This is a genomic window from Mesorhizobium sp. M1307 (genome assembly GCF_040318155.1).
GTDB lineage: Bacteria > Pseudomonadota > Alphaproteobacteria > Rhizobiales > Rhizobiaceae > Mesorhizobium.
In genome coordinates this window covers 193,570-218,602 of record NZ_JAMYLR010000006.1, presented here as the reverse complement: position 1 = coordinate 218,602, position 25,033 = coordinate 193,570, and the positions used below count along the sequence as shown (strand labels likewise).

The following is a 25,033-nucleotide window of genomic DNA, read 5'->3' as shown; positions in this document are numbered from 1 at the left end:
ATGTCGTCCAAAAGTGGACCCGGTTTTGGGGCTACGACATGCAACAGAAAAACTAGCACGCCGCGAGCGCCCTTTCCTGCTTGACCCGCTCCTTGAGCGCGCCGGAAATATCGGGGTAGCGCTTGCCGATCTCGCTGAAGGTGGCACAGGCCACGTCGCGCTGCTTCAGCCCGACAAGTGAAACGCCGAGCTTCAGCAGCATGTCTGGCGCTTTCTTGGCCTTGGGATAGTCCTTGCTGGCAGCGAGGAAAGTCTCGGCCGCATCGCGGTATTTCTGCTGGCCGAGCAGCGATTCACCAAGCCAGTAATGCGCGTCCGCCGCTTTGGCGTCCTTGGGAAAACGGGCGATATGGTCGCGGAAGCCCTGTTCGGCGGTGCTGTAGTCGCCCGACAGGATGAACTGGTAAGAATTGCGGTAAAGCTCTTCCGGATCGTTGGTCGACGGGAGTGCCGCGACCACCGTATCATCGGATTTACCGGCCTTGTTGCCGGCTGCGCTGGCGCCGTTGGCTGGGGCCGTATTCTGCTGCGGCGCATTCGCTTGGGCATTGCCGTCGGCTTCGACGACATTGCCGTTTTTGTCGACGGTGATGGTGCCGAACGTCTTGGGCGGCGCGCCGGGGATCAGCTTGCCGGGATCGCCGTTGGGCGATTCGACGATGACGTCCTCGACGCTCTTGTCGCCGTCTGCGGCCTTGCCCGCATCGGCCGGAGCCGGCGTCCCCGGCGCCTCCGCCACGTTACTGTCGCCGTTGGGGCTGTCGCTGCTAGGCGCCGCCTCGGACTTCTTCTGCTCGGCCGGCTGCTGCGCGCCTTGCGGACCGCCTTCCAACTGCTGGAAGCGGAATTCGTTGTCTTCCTGCTGCTTGCGGATCTGCTCCTGCATCTGCAGGACCTGGAAATTGAGTTCCTCGATCTTGCCATTCATCTGCCGGAGCTGTTCCTCCAGCGCCGGAGTGCCGGTGCCATCCTGTTGCGCGAATTGAACCTGATCCGGCTTTTTCTTTTCGCCGAAAATGCCGGGCAGTTTGATCGTCGGCAGGTGGAAGGAAAAACCGCTTTCCGATGACGGCCCGGTGCCGTTTGCCCCGTCAGCAAGTGCCGCGATACTTGATACGAGCAGCAGCGCAAGCGTGCCGCTCAAGACCGATCTGAAATGCATGTGCCTCTCGCCGTGAAACCATTGTTGCGCGCCTCTCATTCGAAGTAGACCAGTCAACTGGGGACTAGCCAGACGCTCTCGGCTCTTAACAGGACGTGAGACTTCGGCCAAATTTTGTTTGGAGCGAGCAGATATGAAAAAGGCGGCCTTTTGGCCGCCTTTCACACCAAGTGTTGCATTTATGCCGATCAAGAACCGGCGCCGCCCAGCGTGGTTACGGCGCGGCGGTTCTGCGACCAGCAGGAGATGTCGTCGCAAACCGCGACCGGACGCTCCTTGCCGTAGGAAATGGTCTTCAGGCGCTGCGCCGAAACACCCTTGGCGACCAGGAAGTCGCGTGTGGCGGCAGCACGGCGGGCGCCGAGCGCCAGATTGTATTCGCGCGTCCCGCGCTCGTCGGCATGGCCTTCGATGACGATGGCATACTGCTTGTACTGGTTCAGCCACTGCGCCTGGCGCGACAGCGTCGTCTGCGCATCGGCGCGGATCGAGGACGAATCGGTATCGAAGAAGATGCGGTCGCCGATATTGACGGTAAAGTCCTGGGCCGACCCTGGCGTTGCCGCGCCGGCGCCGTTGAGGCCAAGATCGGCGGCGCTGTTCGGCGTCTTCTTCGAGGCGCAACCGGTGATCGCGAGCATAGCGACCAGCGCGATCATGACCGGGTTTGTGGTAAGTGCTGCGATACGGCCCATGCCGCCTCTCCTTCGCAATTCGAGTGATTTCATTGATCGTCCAGTAACCACGTTTGGGTTAACCGACGCTCAAGAAACACGGTTAAAATTTGGTTTTCGGCTGCCGTCCGCAACCGTTCTGCCGAGGGGCGAGAATGAGCGCGGACCGTAGGCGGAAATGCGGCCAAAACATGAAAAAGAGGGAATTGAGGAACTGAAGAACTGAGGAATTGAGGAAAGAGATCACCTCAGCTTCTCTCTGAGATTGACCAGCATTCCGTAGATGCGGGCATAGGATTGCAACCAATCGTCGCGTTGCGCCTGTGTGATGTACTCGAGGTCGAACGCATACGAAATCCAGGTCTCCACCTCACTGCATGATCCTATGGCCATCGAAATGAAGCGTGCGAATTCGGGCTTGGAGTGAGTCTGTTTGGCAAAGCCTTCGGCCAAATTGGCGCAGATCGCCTTGCTGGAACGACGTAGTTGATCGGCGAGCGCGTATTGCTCCATTTTCGGAAAAGCAAGCGTGGCTCTGTGTACCCCAAGGGAAACCGCATAGGCACGCTTATAGACTTCTAAATCCCTCGCGTGCTCGATGTAGACCCCTGCCTTCTCCATTCTTCAGTTCTTCAACTCTTCAGTTCTTCAACTCCTCAGTTCTTCAGTTCTTCAATTCCTCAGTTCTTCTTCCATCACTCCAGCAGCGGCGACCAGGCCGGATCCGAGGCGAAGTTCGCCGTCGGGATCGACTGTTCGTTGCGGCCGGTGAGATCGACCGAAACAAGTTTTGGTCCGCCATTGGAATCGCGGAAGAACATCAGCACCCGGCCGTTGGGCGCCCAGGTCGGCCCTTCCTGCTGAAAGCCGGTGGACAGGATGCGCTCACCCGAACCGTCGGTGCGCATGACGCCGATCTGGAATTCGCCGCCGGTCTGCTTGGTGAAGGCGATGAGATCGCCGCGCGGCGACCACACCGGCGTCGAATAGACGCCGTCGCCAAACGAGATGCGGGTCTGGCCCGAGCCGTCGGCGCCCATCACATAGATCTGCGCGCGGCCGCCGCGATCCGAGGTGAACACCACCTTGCTGCCGTCAGGCGAGTAGGACGGTGAGGTATCGATGGCGGTCGAGTTGGTGAGCCTGGTCGTCGAGCGACTTCTCAGATCCATGGCGAAGATGTTGGAATTGCCGTCATCGCGCAGCAGGCTCATGATTACCTTCTGGCCGTCCGGCGAAAAGCGCGGCGCAAACGTCATGCCGGGGAAATTGCCGACCAGTTCGCGCTGCCCCGTCTCGATCTGCAAAAGGTAAACCCGCGGCTGGCCGCTCTCGTAGGACATGTAGGTGATTTCCTGCCGGTTCGGCGAGAAGCGCGGCGTCAGCACGATCGATTTGCCGTTCGACAGATAGCGGACGTTGGCGCCGTCCTGGTCCATGATGGCAAGCCGCTTCTTGCGCGCATTCTTGGCACCGGATTCGTCGATGAAGACGACGCGCGTGTCGAAATAGCCCTTCTCGCCGGTCAGCCGCTCGTAGATCGCATCGGCGATGATATGGGCGACGCGCCTGGTATTGGCGTCGTTGGCGAAGAACTGCTCGCCCGACATCTGCTGGCCGGCAAACGTGTCCCACAACCGGTACTGGGCGCGAATGCGGCCGTCAGCCTCCTTGCCGACACTGCCGGTGACCAGCGCCTGCGCATTGATCACCTTCCAGTCTTCGAAGCGCGGCGTGGCATCCGGGTTCGAGATCTTTTCAATGAAAGCGCTTTTGTCGATCGGCGCAAACAGGCCGGAGCGTTTCAGGTCGGCACTGACGATGCCGGAAATCTCGGCGCCGAGCGCATCGCCGCCCTCGAAGTCCGTGATGGCGATCGGCAACGGCTCGACATTGCCCTTATTGACGTTGAGCTCAACGAGCGCCCGCGCCGGCAGGGTGACAGCAACAGTCATACCCAGCGCCATCGCTGCGATCGTCAGGAGCGGCTTGAGGATGGATTTCATGTCTTCTCGCTTCTCTTCGCTGATTCTGTGGGAGCCGGGCCTAAAGACCGAGCATCTCCCTGGGGTCAAAAGTGACCCGAACGTCGGACCAGATGTCTTGCTTGCCCGCCGGAACCTGCAAGCCGGCCACATCGCATTTCTGAACCGCGCGCACTGCACTTTCGTCAAACGGGCGGTTTCCGCTCGACTTTTCAACGCTCGGCCGGCCATCCAGCTTGCCGGAGGCGTCCAGATTAAACCGGACCACGACGACGAAATTCTCCGAACCCTCGAGCCCTGCCGGAAGCGTCCAGCAACCACCAAGCTGGGCCTCCAATGCCCCCTGCTCCGATTTCGAAAGCTTCTGGCCCTGGTCCTTCTCGCCGCCGAGCGATGCCTGCTGGGTCGAGCGCTTGGCGCCGCCGCCGGACGGCTTCCGTTTGTCGAGCAGCGCCGAGATCTCGTCGGCATTGAATTGCTTGTCGTCCGATTTCGGCTTGGACGAGGCTTCCTTGACCGGCTTGTCGGCGTCCTTGCGCTCCGGCGCCTTCGCGCTTTCAGCCTGGGCCGGCTGCGGCTTCGGCCGAGCCTCAGGCGCCGGCGCCGAGTCCGGAAGCTGCGCCTCCTCGGTCGGCGGTTGCTTGGCAATCGCCTCGGCGACGGCATCCGGCTTGACCTCGGGCTGCGGATCGATTGCGGCAGTCTTGTCCTGCGGCGGCGTGGGCGTCGGCTCCTTGGCCGGCGTCGGCTTGGGCTCGGTCTGCTTGACAGGTTCGGGCTTGACCTCTTCCTTCGGCTGCGGCACCGGCGCCACCTCCGTAGCGGGAATAGGCTTCGGCTTTTCCTTCGGCTTCGGCACGTCCTCAGGCTTGGGCTTTTCGACCGGCGTCGGCGCGGGTGGCGGAGCCGCCGTCATGTCGACCGGCTGGGGCTTGGGCTCAGGTGTCGGCTGCTTGTCGGTGTCGACGCTGTTATCGCCGACTTTCTGGGCATCGGGAACGATGTCGGGACGCTGCGTCGGTAGCGGCGCCGGCTTGTCGTGCATTACAGCCTTCTTGTCGCCTTGCAGGACCTGTGCCGTCGCTTCCATCGGCACGATCTCGACCGACACCGATTCCGCATCGGACGCAGGCATCGCGGGCGGCGCCGACAGCGTGAACAGCCCGAAGGCGATCGCCACCGTATGCAAGATCACCGATGTGGTGAGGCCGGTCCTCATCTCGCGTTTATTGATCCTGTTTCGGCAGTGTAATCAGGCCGAGGTTCTTGTAGCCTGCGTCCTGGATGAGACCCATCACCACCATCGCGTCGCCATAATTGGTGGTCTTGTCGCCCTTGACGTAAATGCGCTCTTCGTAGCCGGTCTTAGAAATCGCCTTCAGCTTGGCGATCAGCTCCTCCTGCGGGATTTCGGTCTCCTGCACGAAGATCTTGCCTGTGCCGTCGATCGTAATCGTAATCGGCTGGGTATCGGTGTTCATCGCCTTGGCCTTCGTCTCCGGCAGGGTGACCGGCACGCCGACCGTCAACATGGGTGCGGCGACCATGAAGATGATCAGCAGCACCAGCATCACGTCGACCATCGGCGTGACATTGATTTCCGATATCATCGCGTGATGGCGGCCGCGCCGCCTGTGGCCTCGACCACCGCGTCCTCCGCCACCTGCGCTTACAGACATTCCCATGATCGTTCCTCAAGCCTTCTGCGCGACTTTTTCATCGATTTGGCGCGAGAGTATGGCGGAGAACTCATCCGCGAACCCTTCCATGCGCACCGCGATCTTGCTCGCATCCGACGACAGCTTGTTGTAGGCGATGACGGCCGGGATGGCGGCGAGCAGGCCGATGGCCGTCGCCAGCAGCGCTTCGGCGATGCCGGGCGCGACCACCGACAGGCTGGTGTTCTTCGAGGCTGCAATCGCCTGGAACGAGGTCATGATGCCGATCACGGTGCCGAACAGGCCGATGAAGGGCGCCGCCGAGCCGGTGGTGGCGAGGAAGCCGAGCCGCCCTTCAAGTTTTTCCATCTCGCGGGTCAGCGCCAGATCCATAGCCTTGTCGATGCGGGTCTGCAGGCCGAGCGGCGATTTCGCGCCCTTCTCGAAGCTTTTCTTCCATTCGCGCATGGCGGCGACGAAGATCGCGCTCATGCCGGTCGTCTTGCGGTCGGCGAGCGTGCGGTAAAGCTCTTCCAGCGACTGCCCCGACCAGAACACCTGTTCGAAGCGATTGAGCGCCAGCCGCATGCGGGCATAGGCGACGAGCTTGTCGACGATGATCGCCCAGGTCCAGATCGAGGCACCAAGCAGCCCGATCATGACCAGCTTGACCACCCAACCGGCCTGCATGAACAAGGCCCAAATCGATAAATGCGCGCCCGGTTCGGCGAGAGCGATGTTTTCCATGTTACGTCCTTAAAGATTTTCGGGGCGTGGCTGGCGGCTGGCCCATGGGCATCCCTTGTGGTCCGTTCGCGTTAGGCTTGCGGAATAACCCCAAATGCACCGTTGGCGGCCTTTTCGGGGCAAATATTGGTGAAAGGAAGGCGCTTGGATTCTCCCAATCTTAACCAATCCCTTCATGGACCGTTATGGTTAAGGATGGGTTAGGACGTACAGCGCGGCGCATTGCCGCGCCCTGATAGGCCGCCTCGCGATTCTGGCCTGGACCGGGAGCTCCGGGATCGTCCGCCTCTGAACCTTTATTTGCGCGTTCTGGGCATGAAGGCTGCGATCCAGTCCTTGGGAAAGCGCCGCGGCCGCCCGTTCTCGCCGACGATCGCCGCTTCGACACGCGCCGCGACCAGCACTTCGCTGCCGCGCTTCAATTGCTGCGCCATGACGATGCGCGCACCGGAAATCTCGTCGGTGCGCGTGTCGATGGTCAGGATGTCATCCATGCGGGCCGAACCGCGGAAATCGATCTCCATGCGCCGCACCACCCAGACTATTTTCTCGCCATGCTTGCCGTCGGCAAGCTCGGTGTGGTGGACGCCGGCCAGCCGCAGATAGTCGGAACGGCCGCGCTCGAAGAATTCGAGATAGCGTGCGTGGTAGACGACGCCGGAAAAATCGGTATCGGCATAATAGACCCGCGCCATCAATCGATGGCCGAATTCCGTCAGCGCGCCGGAAAGTCCTGCGGACAATGCCGATTCACCGTGATCGTCCATTGCGCTGTCCTTTTGGCCCGACAGGCCCTGTTTCAAGCAACACCTGTTTTGCGCATAGACCGGCGATGATCAAGACCTGGAGGGCTGGGCCGGGGAACTGCCAGCACCGAAGCCATAAGCAGCGGAACTTAGGGTTCTTCCTGGAACAGGCTGATCTGCTGCTGCGCCAGGTCCTTTGGCGCGTCGAGGCCGAGATGCCGCCAGGCATTGGCCGCCAGCACGCGGCCGCGCGGGGTACGCATGATGAAGCCTTGCTGGATCAGAAAGGGTTCGATGATGTCCTCGATGGCATCGCGTGGCTCGGAAAGCCCGGCAGCGATTGTCTCGATGCCGACCGGCCCGCCGCCGAAATTCCGGGCGATCATCGACAGATAACGGCGGTCGAGCGCGTCGAGGCCGAGCCCGTCGACCTCCAGCCGCGTCAGCGCCTCGTCGGCGACCTTGCGGTCGACATGACCGTCGCCGGCAACGCTGGCGAAGTCGCGCACCCGGCGCAACAGCCGGCCGGCGATGCGCGGCGTGCCGCGCGCCCGCCGGGCGATCTCCAAGGCACCGTCGTCGCCGAGCGGCATGGCAAGGATGCGGGCGCCGCGCCGCACGATCTGCTCGAGTTCCTCGACCGAGTAGAAATTGAGCCGCACCGGAATGCCGAAGCGGTCGCGCAGCGGGTTGGTCAAAAGACCGAGCCGGGTGGTGGCGGCGACAAGCGTGAAGCGGGCCAGGTCGATCTTGACCGAGCGCGCCGCCGGCCCCTCGCCGATGATCAGGTCGAGCTGGAAATCCTCCATCGCCGGATAGAGGATTTCCTCGACCGCCGGGTTGAGCCGGTGGATCTCGTCGATGAACAGCACGTCGCGGTCTTCGAGGTTGGTGAGCAGCGCCGCGAGATCACCGGCCTTGGCGATGACCGGACCCGAGGTCGAGCGGAAATTCACGCCAAGCTCGCGCGCCATGATCTGCGCCAGCGTCGTTTTGCCGAGGCCGGGCGGGCCGACGAACAGCACATGGTCGAGCGCTTCGCTACGGCCCTTGGCGGCTTCGATGAACACTTTGAGATTGGCCCGCACCGCCGCCTGGCCGACGAAGTCGCCGAGCGTCTGCGGCCGCAAGGTCTGCTCGGCGTCCTCGCCGCGTCTGTCGGGAGCAATGAGGCGTGGCGAAAGGCTCATGCGAGCAGTTCCATACCGGCAATGGACCTTGCAGCCCGCTGGTCGAACGTGACCGTATGCGAGCAACCGAAATTTCGATTGTGCTCGGCTATCAGCGCATCAGCAAAGTCGACCTGGCTCGAATTCGATCGTTCGAGCGCGATCACGATGGCATCGAAATCCTCAAACACCAGCATCTTGATCTTGAGCAATCTCTGGATCGCGGCCAGTATTTGCTCCTTTGGCTGCCGGTAACGCGAAAGCAGTGACCAACTGAATTCCACCAGCACAATTAAACTCACAAAGCCGAGCTTGTCGCCGCTGAGGCTCTTACCGAAGGCGAGAGCCTTGGCCTGTTGCTCGGCATCATCGTTCAGCACCATTCGAAGCAGAACGTTGGTATCGATACCTATCGACGTCACGCGTCGCCCTCTTTTCCGCCCTGTGGCTTGTCACCAACAACGTGCTGGCCTACGGCCTCCCTCACAGCCGCATCGATCTCTTCCAGGGAAGCGGGACCGCCGGGTGGATCGCCGAGAAATCCGGCTAGGTCGGCGAAGTCGAGATTGCGCGGCGTCCCGACCAAATAGCCATCCATCACCGTCCAGGCGATCGTGTCGCCCGTCTTGAGCGACAAGGCGTCGCGGACGTCCTTTGGAATCGTGAGCTGTCCCTTGGAGGTCAGACTGGCATATGCGCCCATATTCTTACTCCTGCAAAAAATTCTTACCGATCAGATAGTAGTTGGAATTTCACTTTCCAGCAACGTCTCACCGTGCCAGCTCCTTCAGCCCGAAGCGGATCAGCTTCGACGCGTCCGCCTCTTCGCCTGCCGTCTTCAGCGCCGCCGCCACCGCATTGGCGGCGGTGTCGCGCGAATAGCCGAGATTGACCAGCGCCGAGACGGCGTCGGTGATCGGCGCCGAGGCGACGCGCTCGCCGAGCTCCTGCTTCAGGCCGATGGTGCCGGAGGCAGTGCCCGCATAGGCCGGCGCCTTGTTCTTCAATTCGGTGACGATGCGCTCGGCGACCTTCTTGCCGACGCCAGGCGCGCGGCTGACCATGGCGATATCGCGCAGCGCAATCGCATTGGCGAGGTCGGCCGGCGCCAGCGTCGACAGGATGGCCAGCGCCACCTTGGCGCCGACGCCTTGCACATTGTTCATCAACAGCCGGAACCATTCGCGCTCCAGCACCGACTGGAACCCATAGAGCCGCAGCATGTCCTCGCGCACATAGGTCTCGATGAACAGCACCACCGCCTCGCCGGGCGGCGGCAACGCGGCAAGCGTACGCGCCGAGCAATAGGCAACGTAGCCGACGCCATGCACGTCGACGATGCAGAAATCCTCGTCGATCTCGTCCAGCGTGCCTTTTAGCTTGCCGATCATTTGAGCTTGCCGATCATGCCGGGTGGGTTTCCGGAGAGATGATATCGAGGTCCGGGAAATAGCTGCGATAGCGCGCGGCATCGCGCGTCAGCAGGCGATGCCCGGCGACAACCGCATGGGCTCCAATAAAGAAATCCGGCAGCGTTCGTTCGCTGAGGCCGCCGGCGCGGCGATAGCGCGAGTGCGTGACACCAGCGAGGAAGGCTGCTTCCCACGGCAGAAATTCGCGATCCATCTTGAGCATGTCGGCTGCTTGACGAAGAGCCTGTTCGGTCGCAATCAACGGCGCGAGCTCGGACCAGACGATTGCATTGATTACGAGTGCGCCGTCGCGCCGGCATGCGGTAATCGCGGATGCCGACCATTTCGTCTCCCGTCCGGCAGGACCCCAAACGTCGATCAAGACATTTGTGTCAATCAATGTCGAGATCTTCACGTGGGCCCCTCAGCCATTCCACATATTCATCCGCCGTCATGCCTCCCAGATCCAGCGTACCGGCCATACGATCGAGTATCTGGCTGAATCTGCGCGAGGCTTCCTCCTCCGACATGTTTTCGTCGACGGCTATGACACGAGCGCCGTCCTCGGTGGGGACGAACTCCACCTCCGAGCCCGGGCCGATACCGAGATGATCCCGTATTTCCTTCGGGATGGTCACTTGGCCCTTGGTGGTAACGCGCATGGTAATACCTCGTTGGTATTACCTATTGCCCACTGGAGAACAAGTCAAGAACATACTTATCCGGCCAGCGCCGCCATCCTGTAGGCGATGCTCTGCCGGTGATGCGCGTGACAGATGGCGATGGCCAGCGCATCGGCGGCGTCGTCGGTGTCGAAAGTCGCCTTCGGCATCAGCACCTTGACCATCATGTGGATCTGCTTCTTGTCGCCATGGCCGACGCCGATCACCGCCTTTTTGACGGCGTTTGGCGCATATTCGGCAACGACAAGGCCGGCACGCGCCGGCACCAGCATGGCGATGCCGCGTGCCTGGCCGAGTTTCAGCGTCGCCGCCGCGTCCTTGTTGACGAAAGTTTGCTCGACCGCCGCCTCGTGCGGCATCGCGGCATGCAGGATCTCGGCGAGCCCGTCATGCAATTGGCAAAGACGCACCGCCAGCGCGGCCTTGTCGTCGGACCGCACCGTGCCGGAAGCGACGAAGCGCAGCGAATTGCCGAGGCTTTCGACTATGCCCCAGCCGGTGCGCCTCAGCCCTGGATCGATGCCGATGATGCGAATCGCTTCCCCCATCCGTCAACTTTAACCCCGGCGAGCAGCGATGCCAGCGAAATGTGAACAAACCAGAAACAGCAACCGAGTCTGGTTTAGAGAATGTTTGAGAATTCGCTCTGGCAGACAGATAGCGTGGTTTTCGAGAACCGGAGCGGAGCGTACATAAGTACGCGAGCACCGGAAGCGCAGAAAGCTGCGCTAGTCTAGTCGTTTGAATAACTGTTGGCGCGAGCGACAGACGGTCCTCTGATCCTTTGGCGGATGTGACAGCCGTCTCGGTTTCAACCGCGCAATGCTGCCGCAACGACGCTCTCCAGTGGCGTTGTCGGTCGACCGATCAGCCGGCTCATGGCGCCGCCGTCATCGAACAACGCTCCGCGTGAGGCTGCAATGTCGGCATCGGCCAGGATAGCGGCGAGATCGGCGGGCAGCCCGGCGCCTGTCAACACACCCTCATAGGCCGCCCCGGCAAGATCGTTGTAGGCGATCGCCTTGCCCGATTGCCGCGAGACCTTCGCCGCAAGCTCGGCGAGCGTGAAGGCTTGGTCCGCGGCGAGCTCGTAAGTCCTCCCTGCTTGATCCTCGCTCGTCAGCACCACGGCCGCGGCCTCGGCATAATCCTGCCGCGCCGCGGACGAGAAGCGCCCCTCATTTGCGGCGCCGATGAAGGCGCCGTGCTCCAGAGCCGCCGGGAGCGCCATCAGATGGTTCTCGGTGTACCAGCCGTTGCGCAGGATGACGGCGGGTAGGCCGGAGGCCGCGATGACCTCCTCCGTCTGCCGATGTTCGACCGCGAGCCTCGCGGGAGACGTGTCCGCATGCAGCATGCTTGTGTAAGCGATCAGCGAAACCCCCACCCGTTGGGCGGCCTTGATCACCGACCGATGCTGCGGCAAGCGGCCGCTGACTTCGGTCGAGGAAATCAGCAGCAGTCTATCGATGCCGGCCAGCGCCATCGGGAGCGTGTCGGGACGATTATAGTCCGCCTCCCGCACGACTACGCCGCGTTGGACAAGATCGCGGGCCTTTGCCGGATCACGAACCGCCGCAACGATCCGGCTGGCCGGAACTGTCTTCAGCAGTGCGTCGATCACGAGACGGCCAAGCTGTCCTGTTGCTCCAGTTATTGCGTACATCGTTCTGTCCATTTCGTGGTTGGATGGATTGAGAGCCTCAGATAGCGGCTCTCGTTACCCTCGGAAACCACGTATCTTGTAGTTACCATCATTTTCCGATAACCAACTGGAAACTCTCATGGAAGATGCGCGATGGTCCTCAGGATGCGAACGAAGGTGAAGGCGCTTCCCGGCTGCCCCATGTCGAGGTGCATGGCGCTGCTTGGCGGGTGCTGGACACCCGAGGTGCTCTGGTCCTTGAGCGACGGCCCGCGCCGGTTCTCCGAATTGCGCCGCGATATCCCAGCCATTTCGGCGAAGGTGCTGACCGCCAGGTTGCGCGATCTCGAGGAGCGTGGCGTCCTCGCACGCCACGTGATGCCGACATCGCCGCCGACCGTGGAGTATGAGCTGACGTCATTGGGACAGGAGCTGCTCCCAGCGATCAGGTCTATCGTGGAGGTCGGATCGCGCCTGCTGCTGCGTGATTCTCCCCGCCTGATGATCGCGAGCCCATCCCTTCGCGGTTAGTCTAGATGGCCGCCGGAGTAGAATTATGAAACGGTCTCTCAGCCGCGGGCGAAAGCCGTGTTGAGCAGCGTGATCTGGTCGGAGACCGGATTGAGGCGACGGCTCGACGGCGGCACCTCGGCAAGGCCGCCATAGATCTCCTCGTCCATCCGGCGCACCAGCGCCTGCAGCCGCAGCGAACGGTTGACGAGGTCGATGAAATCCTTCGGCAGCTCGGCCCAGCCGGGCGCCTCATCATGCGCCGAGGCAGTGTCGAGACGCACCTTGGATTTTTCTGAGGCCACCTGATCGCGGGTCATCTCGCCGGAATTCGCCGCCCGCTGCAAAAGCAGCCACGAGGCGACCTGCATCAGCCTGGTGGTCAGCCGCATCGATTCGGCCGCATAAAGCGTCGCCGCCAGCCTCGACAGCTTCTTGGCCTCGGCGCGGCCCTTGCCGTCGAGATATTCGGCCGCCTGCTCGACCAGGCCCATGCCTTCCTGATAGAGCGGCTTGAAGGATTGGGAGAAAACCCGGCGCTCCGCCAGCTTGATGGTTTTCGCGCTCGCCTTCGAAGGCTCGTTCATCGCTACGCCCCTGCACTTGCCTGACAGCCGGCCGATTCGGCTCTTGGCCGCCATATCCGGCAGCCTAAACGACTGAAGCTTGAAAATGCGCTTCGCTGCCAGCGAAGGCAAGCACATGTTTAACAAACGGTTAACGGCCGCATTTAGCCGGAAGGACGCCCATGCCGGCGGACAAAAAAAGAGCCGCGGATAAGGCGGCTCTCAGGAGTTTAACAGGGAGGCGTCAAACAAAGTGGCTCCAACCACTCGGTAAGAATCCAGATCACTGGATGGACATAGTAAACGCCTGTAAAGCTTAACGAAGCCTTAACGCAGGGCATATTTTTCGATCAAGCGCCCAGCATCTGTGCCGTAACAGCACAGCTGACTGGCCACGGCACCCGTTCCCACTACCGGCTGGAAAGTCGGGGCGACGCGCTTGCGCCATGTTTCCTCCAGATCGTGACCGACATATCGAAACAGATCCGCTCGCCGCGCGACATCGTTCCGAAACAGGCGCCGCGGTAAACGCCCGCTCCTCGCAACGAGGCGGAGCAAACCTTGCGCTCCGGCAAATCATCAAATCTCTCAAGGAGCGAATAATGGACTGGTACTCGGCCGTTAAATTTCTGCATATCGTCTCGGCGATCCTCTGGGTCGGCGGCGGCTTCACGCTGATGCTGCTCGCGGTACGCGCCGACCGCGCTGGAAACGTCGAAGGCATGCTGCAGGCGATGCGCGCCACCGGCGAGCTCGGCAACCGGTTCTTCGCGCCGATGTCGATGCTGACATTGCTTTTCGGCCTCATCATGTGCGGCTTCTGGGTCGGCTTTTCCGATCTGTGGGTGCTGATCGGCCTTGCCGGTTATGCGACGACCTTCTGCATCGGCATGTTCATCTTCAAGCCGACTGCCGACCGCATGGCAGGCATGATCGCCAAGGAGGGCGTGACGCCGGCAGTGCTTGCCCAGGGCCAGCGCGTCCTCAGCGCCGCGCGCTTCGACTATTCGGTGATGCTGGTGATCATCGCGGACATGGTGCTGAAGCCGACGCTGCACGACATCACCATTCTGGGCTGCATGGCGTTCGTACTGGCAACCGGCGCCGCGCTCGCGCTTGGCAGGACGCGGCAGCTGCTGCCGAGTGCCGCCTGAGGTGTAAGGAACCGGCGGCGGCCGAATGGGGCCGCCGTCTTACAGGAGGCCGGCGATGCCGTCCCACAGAAGCTTGACCGCGACGACCGCCACGGTCGCATAGGTGAAGGGATAGAACAGCTCCGGCCGCATCCGCCGCACCAGCCAGGCGCCGGCGATTGTCGACAGCGGCGCCAGCGGCATCAGCACCGCCGACGCAGTCAAATTGGTGGTATCGAACTGGCCGAGCGCGAAATAAGGGATGAGCTTCAGCGCATTGGTGACGGCGAAGAAGATCGCCGCGGTGCCCGACAGCACCTTCGGATCGAGCCTGATGGGCAGCGCATAGACCTGAAAAGGCGGGCCGCCGACATGGGCGACGAAGCTGGTGAACCCGGCAACAGTACCCCAGAAGCCCGCGGCGACGCGGTTGGGCTCCGCCGCGTGGCCGGCACCGTGGCGGAGCTGCAAATAGAGCCAGCGCAGCACGAAGATCAGGGCAACCGCGCCGACGATCAGCCGCACCATCTCTTCGGTTACAAGTGCCGCCGTCAGCCAGCCAAGGGCAATGCCGATCACGGCGCCCGGCATCATGTCGGCCAGCATCTTGCGGTCGAAGATACCCCACCACGTCCACACCGAGACAATGTCCATCAGGCACAGAATTGGCAGAAGAATTGCGGCAGCCTGAACCGGCGGCATGGTCAGCGCCATCAACGGCACGCCGACAAAACCGACGGCGCCGCCGAAGCCGCCTTTCGACAGGCCGACGAGGATGACGGCCGGAATGGCCGCGGCATAGAACCAGGGATCGACGAGCAGGCCTGACATGGGAAGGGACGCTGGAGGGAAAGTTGAACTCTGGAATAGACCAGAAATGGTCAGGCCGCGACCGCAAATATGTGGGCCACGCCACCGAAACCCGTCACATGTTTGGCATGTCGAGCGGCGGCGGGCGTCTCCGGATCGGCTGCGCCTTGATGATGGCGGTGCTGGTTTCGGCCTTGTCGGCGATGCGGTCGAGAATCCCGTCGAGCTCGCCGATCGAGCGGACGAACAGCCGGGCAACGAAGCAGTCATCGCCCGTCACCTTGTCGCATTCGCCGAATTCCGGGATTTCCTCGATCAGCTTCTGGACGATGTGCAGCTTGCCCGGCAATGGCCGGATGCGAACGATCGCCTGCAAGGCGTAGCCGAGCGCCTGCGGATCGATGTCGATGGTGAACGCGCGGATGACGCCGCGATCCTCTAGCCGCCGAAGCCGCTCCGAAACGCTTGGTGACGACAGCCCGACCTGCAGCGCCAGTTCCTTCAGCGAGGTCCGTGAATCCTTGACCAGGATATCGAGGAGCTTTCTATCGAGCTCGTCCAGCATTTTACAATTCCAAGAAAAAGCCGATGTTTACCTAATTTAATGAGGTTCGTCCTGCATATCACCGGCTAGAAGTCATGGAAAGACCCGATCCGCTGTGGGATTATAAAATCTCAACGGGTTTCAGGAGCATCCATGGACAACACGGTACGCGGCACGATCGAAATGACGGCGGCGATGGCGATCCTCGGCACGATCGGCTGGTTCGTCGTCCTTTCCGGCCAGCCCATCATGGACGTGGTGTTCTGGCGCTGTGCTTTCGGGGCGGTAACGCTGCTGATCATCTGCGCGGCGCTGGGACTGCTGCGTGGCAGGCTGTCGCTTCGCATCGTCGCGATCGCGGCTCTCGGCGGTGCTGCCATCGTTATCAACTGGCTGTTGCTGTTCAGCGCGTTTTCCCGCGCGTCGATCTCGATCGCCACGGCCGTTTACAACACGCAGCCCTTCATGCTGGTGGGTTTTGGCGCGCTCTTCTTCTCCGAACGGCTGACGGTGACCAAGCTGACCTGGCTCGGCATCGCCTTCGCCGGCATGCTGCTGATCGTGCAGGCCGCGCCCGATGCAGGCGATCATGGTACGGATTACTTTACCGGCATTGCGATGGCGCTGGCCGCGGCTTTCTTCTGGGCCGTTGCGGCTATCGTCACCAAGAAGCTCAAAGGCACGCCGCCGCACCTGATCGCCCTGATCCAGGTCTGCGTCGGCGTTCTCATGCTGGCACCCTTCGCCAATCTCACCCACCTTCCCGCCGATGCGCGGAGCTGGGTCATGCTGGCGACACTCGGCATCGTCCATACCGGCCTGATGTACATCCTCATGTACGGTGCCATCCAGAAGCTGCCGACGCATCTGCAGGGGTCGCTGTCCTTCATCTACCCAGTCGTCGCCATCCTCGTCGATGTCGTCGCCTTCGGCCATCGGCTGCAGCCGGCGCAGATCGTCGGCGCCGCCGCCATCCTGGTCGCCGCCGCCGGCATGAATCTCGGCTGGTCGCTGTGGAAATCGAAGGTGCCTGCGTAGGGGCCGCAAGCGACCGGCGGGGAGAATTTCGGCCAACGGCAGCCATGCGCCGAGCCCCATAAAATCGTTGACGGCAAACGTGATCCCCCTGCCGCCTGTTCAACTCCCGCACTTTGCTCTATGCCGCAATGCAACCATCTTCGCCCGGCATAGGCGATAACCGGGACCGAACACCAATGAATGACGCAACGCCGCCCAACCGCTGCCGCATCGTGCTGATCGCGCCGCCGAACGTGCCGGCCGAGCGCATCGCCGCGGCCTTCGACGGCGGTGACGTCGCCTCGCTTATCCTGCCGGAAAACGGTATGGACGAGGCCTCTTTCCAAGCCTTTGCCGAGCAGATCGTGCCGGTGGCGCAAGCGGCCGGCATTGCGGTCATCATTGCCGGCGACACCCGCATCGCCGGCCGCGTCCAGGCCGACGGCATTCATGTCGAGGTCGGCAAGGACGAGCTCGCCGAAACGATCGAACACTTCCAGGCCAGGATGATGGTCGGCACCGGCGGCGCCAAGACCCGCGACGATGCGCTGGAACTCGGCGAGGTCAGGCCTGATTACATTTTCTTCGGCCGTTTCGGTTACGACAACAAGCCTGAGCCGCACCCCCGCAACCTGTCGCTCGGGCAATGGTGGGCGGACGTCATCCATATCCCCTGCATCGTCATGGCCGGATCGGATCTTGCCTCGGTGGAAGCGGTCGCCGCCACCGGCGCTGAATTCGTGGCACTGTCCAGCGCCGTTTTCGCCGACGGCGTCGATCCGAAGATGGCGGTCGCCGCCGCCAACGCGCTGCTCGACGAAACCGCGCCGCGCTTCGAGGACTGACGTGCTCTCGCGGAAAATCCTTTTCAGCGCCTTTCTTGCAACGGCCGTGACGCAGGCGATAGCGGCGGAACCCGTTCCGCTGCCGCAGCCCAGGCCGGATTCCAGCGAACCTGCCGACAAGCCGATCGCCGCACAATTGCCGCAGCCCGCCACCACCACCCCGTTGCCGTCGGCCGACACCATCAACCCCGACCGCTTCGGCGCAAAGCCGTCCGATGCTGCCTACGGCGCCTTTCAGCGCGGGCTCTACAAGACGGCCTACAACCTTGCGCTTTCGCGCGCTCAAAACGGCGATCCGGCGGCACAGACGCTGGTGGCCGAGATATTGTCGCGCGGCCTCGGCGTGCCGGTCGACGCGGCAGGGGCGGCGAAGTGGTATGCGCTTGCCGCCGAGCAGGGCGTCCCGGAATCGCAATTCCAGTATGCGCTGATGCTGCTCGACGGCCGCTACGTCAAAAAGGACGAGAAGGAGGCCTATGCGCTGATGCAGGCCGCCGCCGAGGCCGGCAACCGCCTGGCGCAGTTCAATTTTGCGCAGCTGATGGTCGAACAGGAGCCCGGCGATTCCGGTATTGCCAAAGCCGTATCCTATTACGAGCGCGCTGCCGCGACCGGGCTCGCCGACGCACAATATGCGATGGCACAGGTCTACGCCAATGGCGCCGGCGGCAAGCCGCGCGACGATGTCCGCGCCCGCGGCCTGCTGGCACAGGCCGCGCGGCAGAACTACGACACCGCACAGATCGATCTCGCAACCTGGATGATCGAGGGGCGCGGGGGGGCCCGCGACCTGAAATCCGGCTTCAACTGGATGAAGCAGGCCGCCGAGGGCGGCAATGTCGCCGCCCAGAACCGTCTCGCCAAGCTCTACATGAACGGCATCGGCACCGACCCGGATCTGATCCTCGCCGGTGCCTGGTATGTTGTCGCCCGCCGCGCCGGGCTCATCGACCAAGAGATGGACGATTTCCTGCAGGGCCTGACCGACGAGCAGACGCAGCAGGCGCTACAACGGGCCAACCGCCTGCCCTGACCGCGGTCTCGCGACTCATTGCACCAGGCTCATCAGGCGGACTCATTGGGTATGATCGAGCACGACCTTGCCGAAGGGAGAGCCGTGTTCAAGGTACCGAAAGGCTTCGGCGGCCCGGCTCCATGGCACGACCCGGTCGATCACCGGTTTCAAACGGTTGACGGCGATAGCGCGGTTCATCTCTTCAAAGGATTCGCGTGAGCCCACCGGTATGCCTCGCGCCCTGACCTGCCGGCGGAAGATGTCGAGCGGGTTGATGGCGCCGTCACTGCCGCCGAGATAGCCGATGACGTTGATCTGGGCGCCGCGCGCCGCTGCCCTCAGCGATTGTGCAAAACTCTGCGGTCCGCCAACCTCGATGATATGGTCGGCGCCGCGGCCATCCGTCAATCCCAGCACGGCCGATGCCCAATCGGGGACGCTGCGATAGTTCACGCCATCCTGCGCGCCAAGTTGCTTTGCCCGCGCAAGCTTCTCGTCGCTGCTCGACGTCACGATGACGCGCGCCCCGGCAGCGGCGGCGAACTGCACCGCAAACAGCGAAACGCCGCCGGTGCCGAGGCAAAGCACGGTGTCGCCGGGTTTGACGCTGCCCTCCGTAAACAGCGCATGCCATGCCGTCACGCCGGCGCATGGCAGCGTCGCCGCCTCGAGGTCGCTCAGATTGGCCGGCGCCAGCACCGCCGCCTGTTCGTCGAGCCGGGCAAATTCGCTGAGCAGCCCGTCGATCGGGCCGCCACGTTGATAGGATGGCTCGGCCATGGCGAAACTGCCGCCGACCCAGCGATGCCAGAACGTGCCGCAGACCCGGTCGCCGATCTTGAACCGGCTGACCTCGGCGCCGATGGCAACGACTTCGCCGACGCCGTCCGACAGCGGCACCAGCGGCAATGCAAACTTCGTGTGATGGCTGCCGCGAACGATCTCGGCATCGCGGTAGTTCAGCGCCGTCGCCTTGACCTTCACAATCATCTCCTGGCGCCCCGGTTCAGGCATCGGCCGCTCGACCATTCTGAGGTTCTCGAGGCCGCCCGGGCTCTGCAATTCGATCGCTTTCATCGTCGTTCCTTTTCAGCTGGGTCCTGCCAGAGGAAAATCGCTTGCCATCCACCGGATTTCAAATTCATAATGTTCAGGATAATTATGCTTCTGTGACATGTTCGGGTGTGTCGTGCTTGAAGAACTGAAAACACTGGCCCTCTTTGCCGAGGAGGGTTCGATTCAGAAGGTGGCTCGACGCCTGCCGTTGACGCAGCCGGCCGTCACCCGCCAGATCCAGCGGCTGGAGGAGATGCTCGGCACGGAATTGCTCGACCGCCGGCTAAAGCCGTCCCGACTGACCCCGGCCGGCGTAGAGGTGCTGGCACGCGGCAAGGACATTCTCGCCGCCGTCGACGCGCTGAGATCATTCGCCAAGGGCGACGAGCCGGAGGGCCTGCTGCGGCTCGGCCTCGCGCATGGACTTTGCGACAAAGCCGTGGCCGCCGCCATTGCTGATGCCGTGGCGCGGTTTCCGAAGGTTTCGCTGCGTCTGAAGAGCGGCTGGAGTCTTGAGCTGGCCGACCAGCACAAGCGCGGACAGCTCGACCTCGCCTTCATCCTGGACGGCAGCAATTCCAAAACTGGAGACGGCGTTGTCGGAACCGAGCCCCTCGGCATCATCGCTGCCGAAAACACCAGCCGGCAAGCCGACGTCAAGACCACGCCCTGGGTCCTCAGCCCTGAACCCTGCGACGCGCGCCGGCGGCTGGCGGCTGCGCTGGCCGAGGGCGGCCACAGGTTGATGGTCGGCGCCGAGATTCAGGACAGCGCGCTGCAGATCGACTGGGTTCGTCGAGGCCAAGGCCTTGGCCTGCTGCCCAGGCGGCTGATGCGGGAAAAGCTGCCTGAGGGCATTGCCCTGGTCGACGCTCCCGGCCTCGAGCTGTCGCTGCGAATTGTCGTGCTGCGTTCGCCGCACCTGCATCTTTTGAGAGAGGTCGCCGACGCGGTGACCGAGGCCGTCACCGCGACTGTCAGGGCGGACTGAGGCCACCACGCCGCGCTGCCGGGCCAGCTTCGTTCCCGCTTCATCGGAAGGCGCTCCTTGCCTCTGCTGGCGATTTGTGGTCTTGGAGGCGCCAAATTGCCCTTTGCGGCGATCATCTCATTTCCGGATCACCTCACCATGGCCAAGATCAATGGCAACGAAATCCGTCCCGGCAACGTCATCGAGCATGATGGCGGCCTTTGGGTGGCGGTCAGGACCAACACCGTCAAGCCCGGCAAGGGCGGCGCCTACAACCAGGTCGAACTCAAGAACCTGATCAACGGCACCAAGCTCAACGAGCGCTTCCGTTCGGCCGAGACGGTCGAGCAGATCCGGCTCGATCTGAAGGATTTTTCCTTCCTCTACGAGCAGGGCGACGCGCTGGTGTTCATGGACACCGAAAGCTACGAGCAGCTCGAATTGCAAAAGGAGTTCGTCGGCGATCGCGCCGCCTTCCTGCAGGACGGCATGATGGTGACGGTCCAGCTCTATGACGAAAGGCCGATCGGTATTTCGCTGCCCGACCAGGTGACGCTGACCATCACCGAGGCCGACCCGGTGGTGAGGGGCCAGACGGCAGCCTCGTCCTACAAGCCGGCGATACTCGAAAACGGCATCCGCGTGCTGGTGCCGCCGTTCATCGGCTCGGGCGAGCGCATCATCGTCGATACCAACGAAATCACTTACGTGCGCCGCGCCGACTGAGGCGTGATCCCAAAGAGTTGCAGACTTTTTGGATAAGATCATGCGTCAAGGCAGATAGGCGCAGCGACAGGAAGAACAGCAATGGCGCGTTCCGCGATCCTCAATGTCATGGTCCAGGCCGCAATGAAGGCCGGCCGCTCGCTGTCGCGTGACTTCGGCGAAGTGCAGAACCTGCAGGTCTCGATGAAGGGGCCGGGCGACTATGTCAGCCAGGCCGACCGCAAGGCCGAAGACATCGTCTTTGCCGAACTCTCCAAGGCGCGGCCCGGCTACGCCTTCCTGATGGAGGAACGCGGCGTGATCGAGGGCGACGACGGCCAGCACCGCTGGATCGTCGACCCGCTCGACGGCACCACCAATTTCCTGCACGGCATTCCGCTCTTTGCCGTTTCGATCGCGCTGGAGCGCCAGGGCCAGATCGTCGCCGGCGTCGTCTACAATCCGGCGATGGATGAGCTCTATACCGCCGAGCGCGGCGGCGGCGCTTTCATGAACGACCGCCGGCTGCGCGTCGCCGGCCGCACCAAGCTGGTCGATGCGGTGATCGGCTGCGGCATGCCGCATCTCGGGCGTGGCCAGCACGGCAATTTCCTCATCGAGTTGCGCAATGTCATGGCCGAGGTCTCTGGCGTCCGCCGTCTCGGCTCCGCCTCGCTCGATCTCGCCTACGTCGCCGCCGGCCGCATGGACGGGTTCTGGGAAACCGGCCTGTCGGCCTGGGATGTCGCCGCCGGCATTTTGCTGATCCGCGAGGCGGGCGGTTTCGTCTCCGATTTCGCCGGGGGACAGGATGTGCTGAACGCCGGTTCACTCGTCGCCGGCAACGAACTCATCCAGCGCGCGCTGTTGAAGACTATCAAAAGGCCACTCTCAGCCGGCTGATAGAGGCACACCGCGCTGAACCGCCGCAGTCGCAAAACCGCAACCAAAGCTTGAAATACTGTCCCGCGGCCGCCCAGATAAGGTGGCGCAGGATCATCGATGACGAACAGCCGGCCCCAACCCCAGAGCGAACTCTCCCAGCTCGACATTCCCTTCATGGGGCGCTGGCATTACTCGCGCGCCGAGATCATCGCCGACGGCATTGTCCACGCCGTGGGCATCGTGCTGGCGATCGCTGCCGGCTCGACGCTGCTGGCACTGGCCGCCTATCGAACCGGCCCCGGCGAATACGTCGCCGCCGCCTTCTATGTAGTATCGCTGCTCACCGTGCTGTCGGTTTCGCTGGCCTACAATGTCTGGCCGGTGTCGTCGCCGGCAAAATGGATATTGCGGCGCTTCGACCATGCCGCGATCTATCTGCTGATCGCTGCCACCTACACGCCTTTCCTGGCGCAGCTCGGCGGCTCGCCGCTGGCCGTTTCCATGATCGTCCTGGTCTGGACCGCCGCGGCGGTCGGCATCGCCATCAAGGTCTTTCTTCCCGGCCGTTTCGACCGGCTGGCGATCGTCTTCTACCTAGCCATCGGCTGGAGCGGTATCGTTCTGGTGGAGCCGCTCGTGCGGACGCTGCCGGCGACATCGATCGCGCTCATCGTTGCCGGCGGCATCGTCTACTCCTGTGGCGTGATCTTCTTCGCCTGGAAGGGCCTGCGTTTCCACAATGCGCTGTGGCATGGCTTTGTCGTCACCGGCGCCGGCCTGCATCTGGCCGCCATGGTCGACTGCTTGGTCATCCACCGGCTTTGACCTCCGGTCGCGGACAGTGGCAATATTGCCAAGCGCCATTCAATTTCGTCACAATTCCGTTTAGAGTCGCAAACACAAATTGATCGGCGGCGACGGCATCGGAAACGGGGCACGGATGACTCTTCTCAGATCCTTCGGCATGGGCAGGCGCTCCGACGTTCTGATCTACGACCCGCACAAATTGTCGAGCCCGCAGGTGTTTCTGCTGACCATGGTGATCTTTCTGTTCATCGTGGCCTTCATCGCCGCCATCCTGACGCGCCAGATCTCGACCGCCTTCGTCACCAATCCCGGTCTCAACGGCCTGATCATCGGCGTGCTGGCGGTCGGCATCCTGCTGGCCTTCGTCCAGGTCGGCCGGCTGTTCCGCGAGGTGCGCTGGGTCAACTCGTTCCGCGCCGGTTCCGAAACCACCGAACCGGTGCTGCTGGCGCCGATGAAGGCGATGATCGGCCGCTCCTCGACGATTGCCTTCTCGACCAGTTCGATGCGCACCATGCTGGATTCGATCGCCACCCGGCTCGACGAAAGCCGCGACACGTCGCGCTACCTTGTCGGACTGCTGGTGTTCCTCGGCCTGCTCGGCACCTTCTGGGGCCTGCTCAACACGATCGGCTCGATCCGCGAAACCATCGAGTCGCTCGATCCCGGCACCGGCGATGCCGCGGCCGTGCTCGAATCCCTGAAGCAGGGGCTTTCCGCTCCGTTGGCCGGCATGGGCACCGCCTTCTCGTCCTCGCTGTTCGGCCTCTCCGGCTCGCTGGTGCTCGGCTTCCTCGACCTGCAGGCCGGCCGCGCCCAGACGCGCTTCTATACCGAACTCGAAAACTGGCTGTCCTCGGTCACCGACCTGTCCTCCGACATCGTCGTTGCCGACGCGGCCAAGACCGAACCTTCCGAGGAAATCCGGCTGTTGTCGGAAAAGCTGCGCACTCTGCAGGAGAATGGCGGCGGCTCCAATCCGCGCGTCGCCACCGCCATGGCCAATCTCGCCGACGGCATTTCCGGCCTGGTCAAGAACATGCGCTCGGAACAGCAGATCATGCGCGACTGGGTCGAGGCCCAGTCCGACGAGCAGAAGGCGATGCGCAACACCCTGGAGAAGATCGCCGACGCCTTGAAGAAGCCTGGAGTGCATTGACGTGGCGTTGGCACGAGGCCGGCGCTCCGACCGCCGCATCGATTACTGGCCGGGCTTCGTCGATGCGCTGTCGACGCTGCTGTTGGCGATCATGTTCCTGCTGACTGTTTTCGTGCTGGCGCAGTTCCTGCTCGGCCGCGAGATCTCCGGCAAGGACACGGTGCTCAACCGCCTCAATTCGCAGATCAACGAGTTGACCCAGCTTCTGGCGCTGGAACGCTCGACGACGCAGGACAAGGAGGACACCCTTGCCAATTTGCAGGCATCGCTGTCTGCATCGGAGGCGGAGAAGAGCCGGCTCGAGCAATTGCTGGCGCAAGGCGCCGGTGCCGGCGATGCCGCCAACCAGCGCGCGACGGCACTTTCCGGCGAGCTCGACAGCCAGCGCCAGATCAGCCAGCAGGCGCTGAGCCAGGTCGAGATCCTCAACCAGCAGATTTCGGCGCTGCGCAGGCAGATCGCAGCGCTCGAACAAGCGCTCGACGTGTCCGAAACGCGCGACCGCGAATCCAACACCAAGATCGCCGATCTCGGCCGCCGCCTCAACGTCGCACTGGCGCAACGCGTGCAGGAGCTAAACCGCTACCGCTCCGATTTCTTCGGCCGCTTACGTGAAATTCTTGCCGACCGCGAGAACATCCGCATCGTCGGCGACCGCTTCGTCTTCCAGTCGGAAGTGCTTTTCCCGACCGGCTCCGAGGTGATCAACGATGCCGGCAAGGTCGAGATGAAGAAGCTCGCCGATGCCATCATCGAATTGCAAAAGGAAATCCCGCCGGAGATCAACTGGGTGCTGCGCGTCGATGGCCACACCGACAACAAGCCGCTCTCCGGCACCGGCCGCTACCGCGACAATTGGGAATTGTCGACGGCGCGCTCGACATCGGTGGTCAAGTTCCTGATCGAGAACGGCGTGCCGGCCAACCGGCTGGTCGCGGCCGGCTTCGGCGAATTCCAGCCGCTCGACCCCGCCGATACCGAAGAGGCGCGCAACAAGAACCGCCGCATCGAGTTGAAGTTGACCGAGCGGTGATCTGCAGGCCTTTGGCTTGTATCATGCGCCAGGTCGGGCCAGGTCGAGCCGGCTCGAGCCGGCTCAAGTCGGCGGCATTTAGGGCATTGGTGCGGCA

The 25,033-nt window shown here is 62.8% G+C and carries 31 protein-coding genes; 11 read left to right on the top strand and 20 right to left on the bottom strand.

All coding sequences use genetic code 11. The annotated features are described in order from the left end of the window. Positions 1 to 52 precede the first annotated feature (52 nt). The 16 genes from ybgF to NKH16_RS10725 all read right to left on the bottom strand — a co-directional run bounded on the left by ybgF (position 53) and on the right by NKH16_RS10725 (position 11,902). Positions 53 to 1,162, bottom strand: a complete 1,110-nt coding sequence (gene ybgF / locus NKH16_RS10800; protein ID WP_352677940.1) for a tol-pal system protein YbgF — start codon at positions 1,160 to 1,162, stop codon at positions 53 to 55. A 188-nt stretch (positions 1,163 to 1,350) separates the two neighbouring features. After that, on the bottom strand, positions 1,351 to 1,857 hold the full coding sequence (gene pal, locus NKH16_RS10795) for a peptidoglycan-associated lipoprotein Pal (RefSeq protein WP_023677992.1): 507 nt from the start codon (positions 1,855 to 1,857) through the stop codon (positions 1,351 to 1,353). A gap of 222 nt (positions 1,858 to 2,079) precedes the next feature. Then, positions 2,080 to 2,457, bottom strand: a complete 378-nt coding sequence (locus NKH16_RS10790) for a four helix bundle protein (protein WP_023677993.1) — start codon at positions 2,455 to 2,457, stop codon at positions 2,080 to 2,082. Positions 2,458 to 2,531: 74 nt separating this feature from the next. Continuing rightward, positions 2,532 to 3,803 (bottom strand): Tol-Pal system beta propeller repeat protein TolB, encoded by a 1,272-nt coding sequence (tolB, locus tag NKH16_RS10785; RefSeq protein WP_352743011.1) that lies wholly within the window; start codon positions 3,801 to 3,803, stop codon positions 2,532 to 2,534. Positions 3,804 to 3,882: 79 nt separating this feature from the next. After that, complete coding sequence (gene tolA, locus NKH16_RS10780; RefSeq protein ID WP_352742988.1) at positions 3,883 to 5,040, bottom strand: cell envelope integrity protein TolA; 1,158 nt, start codon at positions 5,038 to 5,040, stop codon at positions 3,883 to 3,885. A 7-nt stretch (positions 5,041 to 5,047) separates the two neighbouring features. Further along, positions 5,048 to 5,500, bottom strand: a complete 453-nt coding sequence (gene tolR / locus NKH16_RS10775; RefSeq protein WP_502894786.1) for a protein TolR — start codon at positions 5,498 to 5,500, stop codon at positions 5,048 to 5,050. A 15-nt stretch (positions 5,501 to 5,515) separates the two neighbouring features. Further along, a complete protein-coding gene (gene tolQ, locus NKH16_RS10770) occupies positions 5,516 to 6,226 on the bottom strand; it encodes a protein TolQ (RefSeq protein WP_023677997.1) in 711 nt (236 codons plus the stop codon). A 296-nt stretch (positions 6,227 to 6,522) separates the two neighbouring features. Next, positions 6,523 to 6,993 carry a tol-pal system-associated acyl-CoA thioesterase gene (gene ybgC, locus NKH16_RS10765; RefSeq protein WP_352742984.1) on the bottom strand — a complete coding sequence of 157 codons (471 nt, stop codon included), beginning with the start codon at positions 6,991 to 6,993 and terminating at the stop codon, positions 6,523 to 6,525. A 128-nt stretch (positions 6,994 to 7,121) separates the two neighbouring features. Next, on the bottom strand, positions 7,122 to 8,162 hold the full coding sequence (gene ruvB / locus NKH16_RS10760) for a Holliday junction branch migration DNA helicase RuvB (protein WP_023677999.1): 1,041 nt from the start codon (positions 8,160 to 8,162) through the stop codon (positions 7,122 to 7,124). Then, positions 8,159 to 8,563: a type II toxin-antitoxin system VapC family toxin gene (locus tag NKH16_RS10755; RefSeq protein ID WP_352742982.1), complete on the bottom strand. Its 405-nt coding sequence runs from the start codon at positions 8,561 to 8,563 to the stop codon at positions 8,159 to 8,161. The genes ruvB and NKH16_RS10755 overlap by 4 nt, the downstream gene beginning before the upstream one ends. After that, the gene (locus NKH16_RS10750) at positions 8,560 to 8,844 is read right to left on the bottom strand and encodes an AbrB/MazE/SpoVT family DNA-binding domain-containing protein (protein WP_352569593.1); all 285 of its coding nucleotides are present in this window, start codon (positions 8,842 to 8,844) and stop codon (positions 8,560 to 8,562) included. The genes NKH16_RS10755 and NKH16_RS10750 overlap by 4 nt, the downstream gene beginning before the upstream one ends. Before the next feature lie 67 nt (positions 8,845 to 8,911). Then, positions 8,912 to 9,532 (bottom strand): Holliday junction branch migration protein RuvA, encoded by a 621-nt coding sequence (ruvA, locus tag NKH16_RS10745; protein ID WP_352742981.1) that lies wholly within the window; start codon positions 9,530 to 9,532, stop codon positions 8,912 to 8,914. A 13-nt stretch (positions 9,533 to 9,545) separates the two neighbouring features. After that, the gene (locus tag NKH16_RS10740; RefSeq protein ID WP_352742979.1) at positions 9,546 to 9,968 is read right to left on the bottom strand and encodes a type II toxin-antitoxin system VapC family toxin; all 423 of its coding nucleotides are present in this window, start codon (positions 9,966 to 9,968) and stop codon (positions 9,546 to 9,548) included. Beyond that, positions 9,946 to 10,215, bottom strand: coding sequence for an AbrB/MazE/SpoVT family DNA-binding domain-containing protein (locus NKH16_RS10735; RefSeq protein ID WP_352450829.1), 270 nt, complete (start codon positions 10,213 to 10,215; stop codon positions 9,946 to 9,948). The genes NKH16_RS10740 and NKH16_RS10735 overlap by 23 nt, the downstream gene beginning before the upstream one ends. A gap of 56 nt (positions 10,216 to 10,271) precedes the next feature. Beyond that, on the bottom strand, positions 10,272 to 10,784 hold the full coding sequence (gene ruvC, locus NKH16_RS10730) for a crossover junction endodeoxyribonuclease RuvC (protein ID WP_352450830.1): 513 nt from the start codon (positions 10,782 to 10,784) through the stop codon (positions 10,272 to 10,274). Between the two features lie 263 nt (positions 10,785 to 11,047). Continuing rightward, entirely contained in the window at positions 11,048 to 11,902 is an 855-nt protein-coding gene (locus NKH16_RS10725) for an SDR family oxidoreductase (RefSeq protein WP_352450831.1), read from the bottom strand. Between the two features lie 192 nt (positions 11,903 to 12,094). On the opposite strand from NKH16_RS10725, the gene NKH16_RS10720 reads away from it, so the two are divergent. Then, positions 12,095 to 12,412 carry a winged helix-turn-helix transcriptional regulator gene (locus tag NKH16_RS10720; protein ID WP_352450832.1) on the top strand — a complete coding sequence of 106 codons (318 nt, stop codon included), beginning with the start codon at positions 12,095 to 12,097 and terminating at the stop codon, positions 12,410 to 12,412. A 38-nt stretch (positions 12,413 to 12,450) separates the two neighbouring features. Here the strand turns inward: NKH16_RS10720 and rcdA are convergent, their stop codons facing one another. After that, a complete protein-coding gene (gene rcdA / locus NKH16_RS10715; protein ID WP_352450833.1) occupies positions 12,451 to 12,978 on the bottom strand; it encodes a protease adaptor protein RcdA in 528 nt (175 codons plus the stop codon). Positions 12,979 to 13,559: 581 nt separating this feature from the next. Here rcdA and NKH16_RS10710 point away from each other — a divergent pair. Beyond that, the gene (locus tag NKH16_RS10710; RefSeq protein WP_352450834.1) at positions 13,560 to 14,111 is read left to right on the top strand and encodes a DUF2269 family protein; all 552 of its coding nucleotides are present in this window, start codon (positions 13,560 to 13,562) and stop codon (positions 14,109 to 14,111) included. Between the two features lie 39 nt (positions 14,112 to 14,150). Here NKH16_RS10710 and NKH16_RS10705 read toward each other — a convergent pair whose 3' ends face one another. Both NKH16_RS10705 and NKH16_RS10700 read right to left on the bottom strand, forming a co-directional pair. After that, positions 14,151 to 14,921 carry a sulfite exporter TauE/SafE family protein gene (locus NKH16_RS10705; RefSeq protein WP_352450835.1) on the bottom strand — a complete coding sequence of 257 codons (771 nt, stop codon included), beginning with the start codon at positions 14,919 to 14,921 and terminating at the stop codon, positions 14,151 to 14,153. 94 nt (positions 14,922 to 15,015) lie between these two features. Then, the gene (locus NKH16_RS10700; RefSeq protein WP_023678010.1) at positions 15,016 to 15,465 is read right to left on the bottom strand and encodes an Lrp/AsnC family transcriptional regulator; all 450 of its coding nucleotides are present in this window, start codon (positions 15,463 to 15,465) and stop codon (positions 15,016 to 15,018) included. A 132-nt stretch (positions 15,466 to 15,597) separates the two neighbouring features. Here NKH16_RS10700 and NKH16_RS10695 point away from each other — a divergent pair, with 132 nt between their 5' ends. From NKH16_RS10695 to NKH16_RS10685, 3 genes are all read left to right on the top strand, one after another. Next, positions 15,598 to 16,482 (top strand): DMT family transporter, encoded by an 885-nt coding sequence (locus NKH16_RS10695; RefSeq protein ID WP_352742977.1) that lies wholly within the window; start codon positions 15,598 to 15,600, stop codon positions 16,480 to 16,482. Between the two features lie 176 nt (positions 16,483 to 16,658). After that, on the top strand, positions 16,659 to 17,306 hold the full coding sequence (locus tag NKH16_RS10690; RefSeq protein ID WP_023678012.1) for a thiamine phosphate synthase: 648 nt from the start codon (positions 16,659 to 16,661) through the stop codon (positions 17,304 to 17,306). Position 17,307: 1 nt separating this feature from the next. Then, positions 17,308 to 18,339: a tetratricopeptide repeat protein gene (locus tag NKH16_RS10685; RefSeq protein WP_352742975.1), complete on the top strand. Its 1,032-nt coding sequence runs from the start codon at positions 17,308 to 17,310 to the stop codon at positions 18,337 to 18,339. A 42-nt stretch (positions 18,340 to 18,381) separates the two neighbouring features. On the opposite strand, the gene NKH16_RS10680 is transcribed toward NKH16_RS10685, so the two are convergent. After that, positions 18,382 to 19,398 (bottom strand): zinc-dependent alcohol dehydrogenase family protein, encoded by a 1,017-nt coding sequence (locus NKH16_RS10680; protein WP_352742973.1) that lies wholly within the window; start codon positions 19,396 to 19,398, stop codon positions 18,382 to 18,384. 112 nt (positions 19,399 to 19,510) lie between these two features. On the opposite strand from NKH16_RS10680, the gene NKH16_RS10675 reads away from it, so the two are divergent. The 6 genes from NKH16_RS10675 to NKH16_RS10650 all read left to right on the top strand — a co-directional run bounded on the left by NKH16_RS10675 (position 19,511) and on the right by NKH16_RS10650 (position 24,936). Continuing rightward, positions 19,511 to 20,368: a LysR family transcriptional regulator gene (locus tag NKH16_RS10675; protein WP_352742972.1), complete on the top strand. Its 858-nt coding sequence runs from the start codon at positions 19,511 to 19,513 to the stop codon at positions 20,366 to 20,368. A 138-nt stretch (positions 20,369 to 20,506) separates the two neighbouring features. Further along, a complete protein-coding gene (efp, locus tag NKH16_RS10670; protein WP_023678016.1) occupies positions 20,507 to 21,073 on the top strand; it encodes an elongation factor P in 567 nt (188 codons plus the stop codon). An 81-nt stretch (positions 21,074 to 21,154) separates the two neighbouring features. Beyond that, positions 21,155 to 21,955: an inositol monophosphatase family protein gene (locus NKH16_RS10665; RefSeq protein ID WP_023678017.1), complete on the top strand. Its 801-nt coding sequence runs from the start codon at positions 21,155 to 21,157 to the stop codon at positions 21,953 to 21,955. Positions 21,956 to 22,054: 99 nt separating this feature from the next. Next, the gene (gene trhA, locus NKH16_RS10660) at positions 22,055 to 22,762 is read left to right on the top strand and encodes a PAQR family membrane homeostasis protein TrhA (RefSeq protein ID WP_352742970.1); all 708 of its coding nucleotides are present in this window, start codon (positions 22,055 to 22,057) and stop codon (positions 22,760 to 22,762) included. 115 nt (positions 22,763 to 22,877) lie between these two features. After that, a complete protein-coding gene (locus NKH16_RS10655) occupies positions 22,878 to 23,903 on the top strand; it encodes a MotA/TolQ/ExbB proton channel family protein (protein WP_023678019.1) in 1,026 nt (341 codons plus the stop codon). Position 23,904: 1 nt separating this feature from the next. Further along, positions 23,905 to 24,936: a peptidoglycan -binding protein gene (locus tag NKH16_RS10650; protein ID WP_023678020.1), complete on the top strand. Its 1,032-nt coding sequence runs from the start codon at positions 23,905 to 23,907 to the stop codon at positions 24,934 to 24,936. Positions 24,937 to 25,033 lie beyond the last annotated feature (97 nt).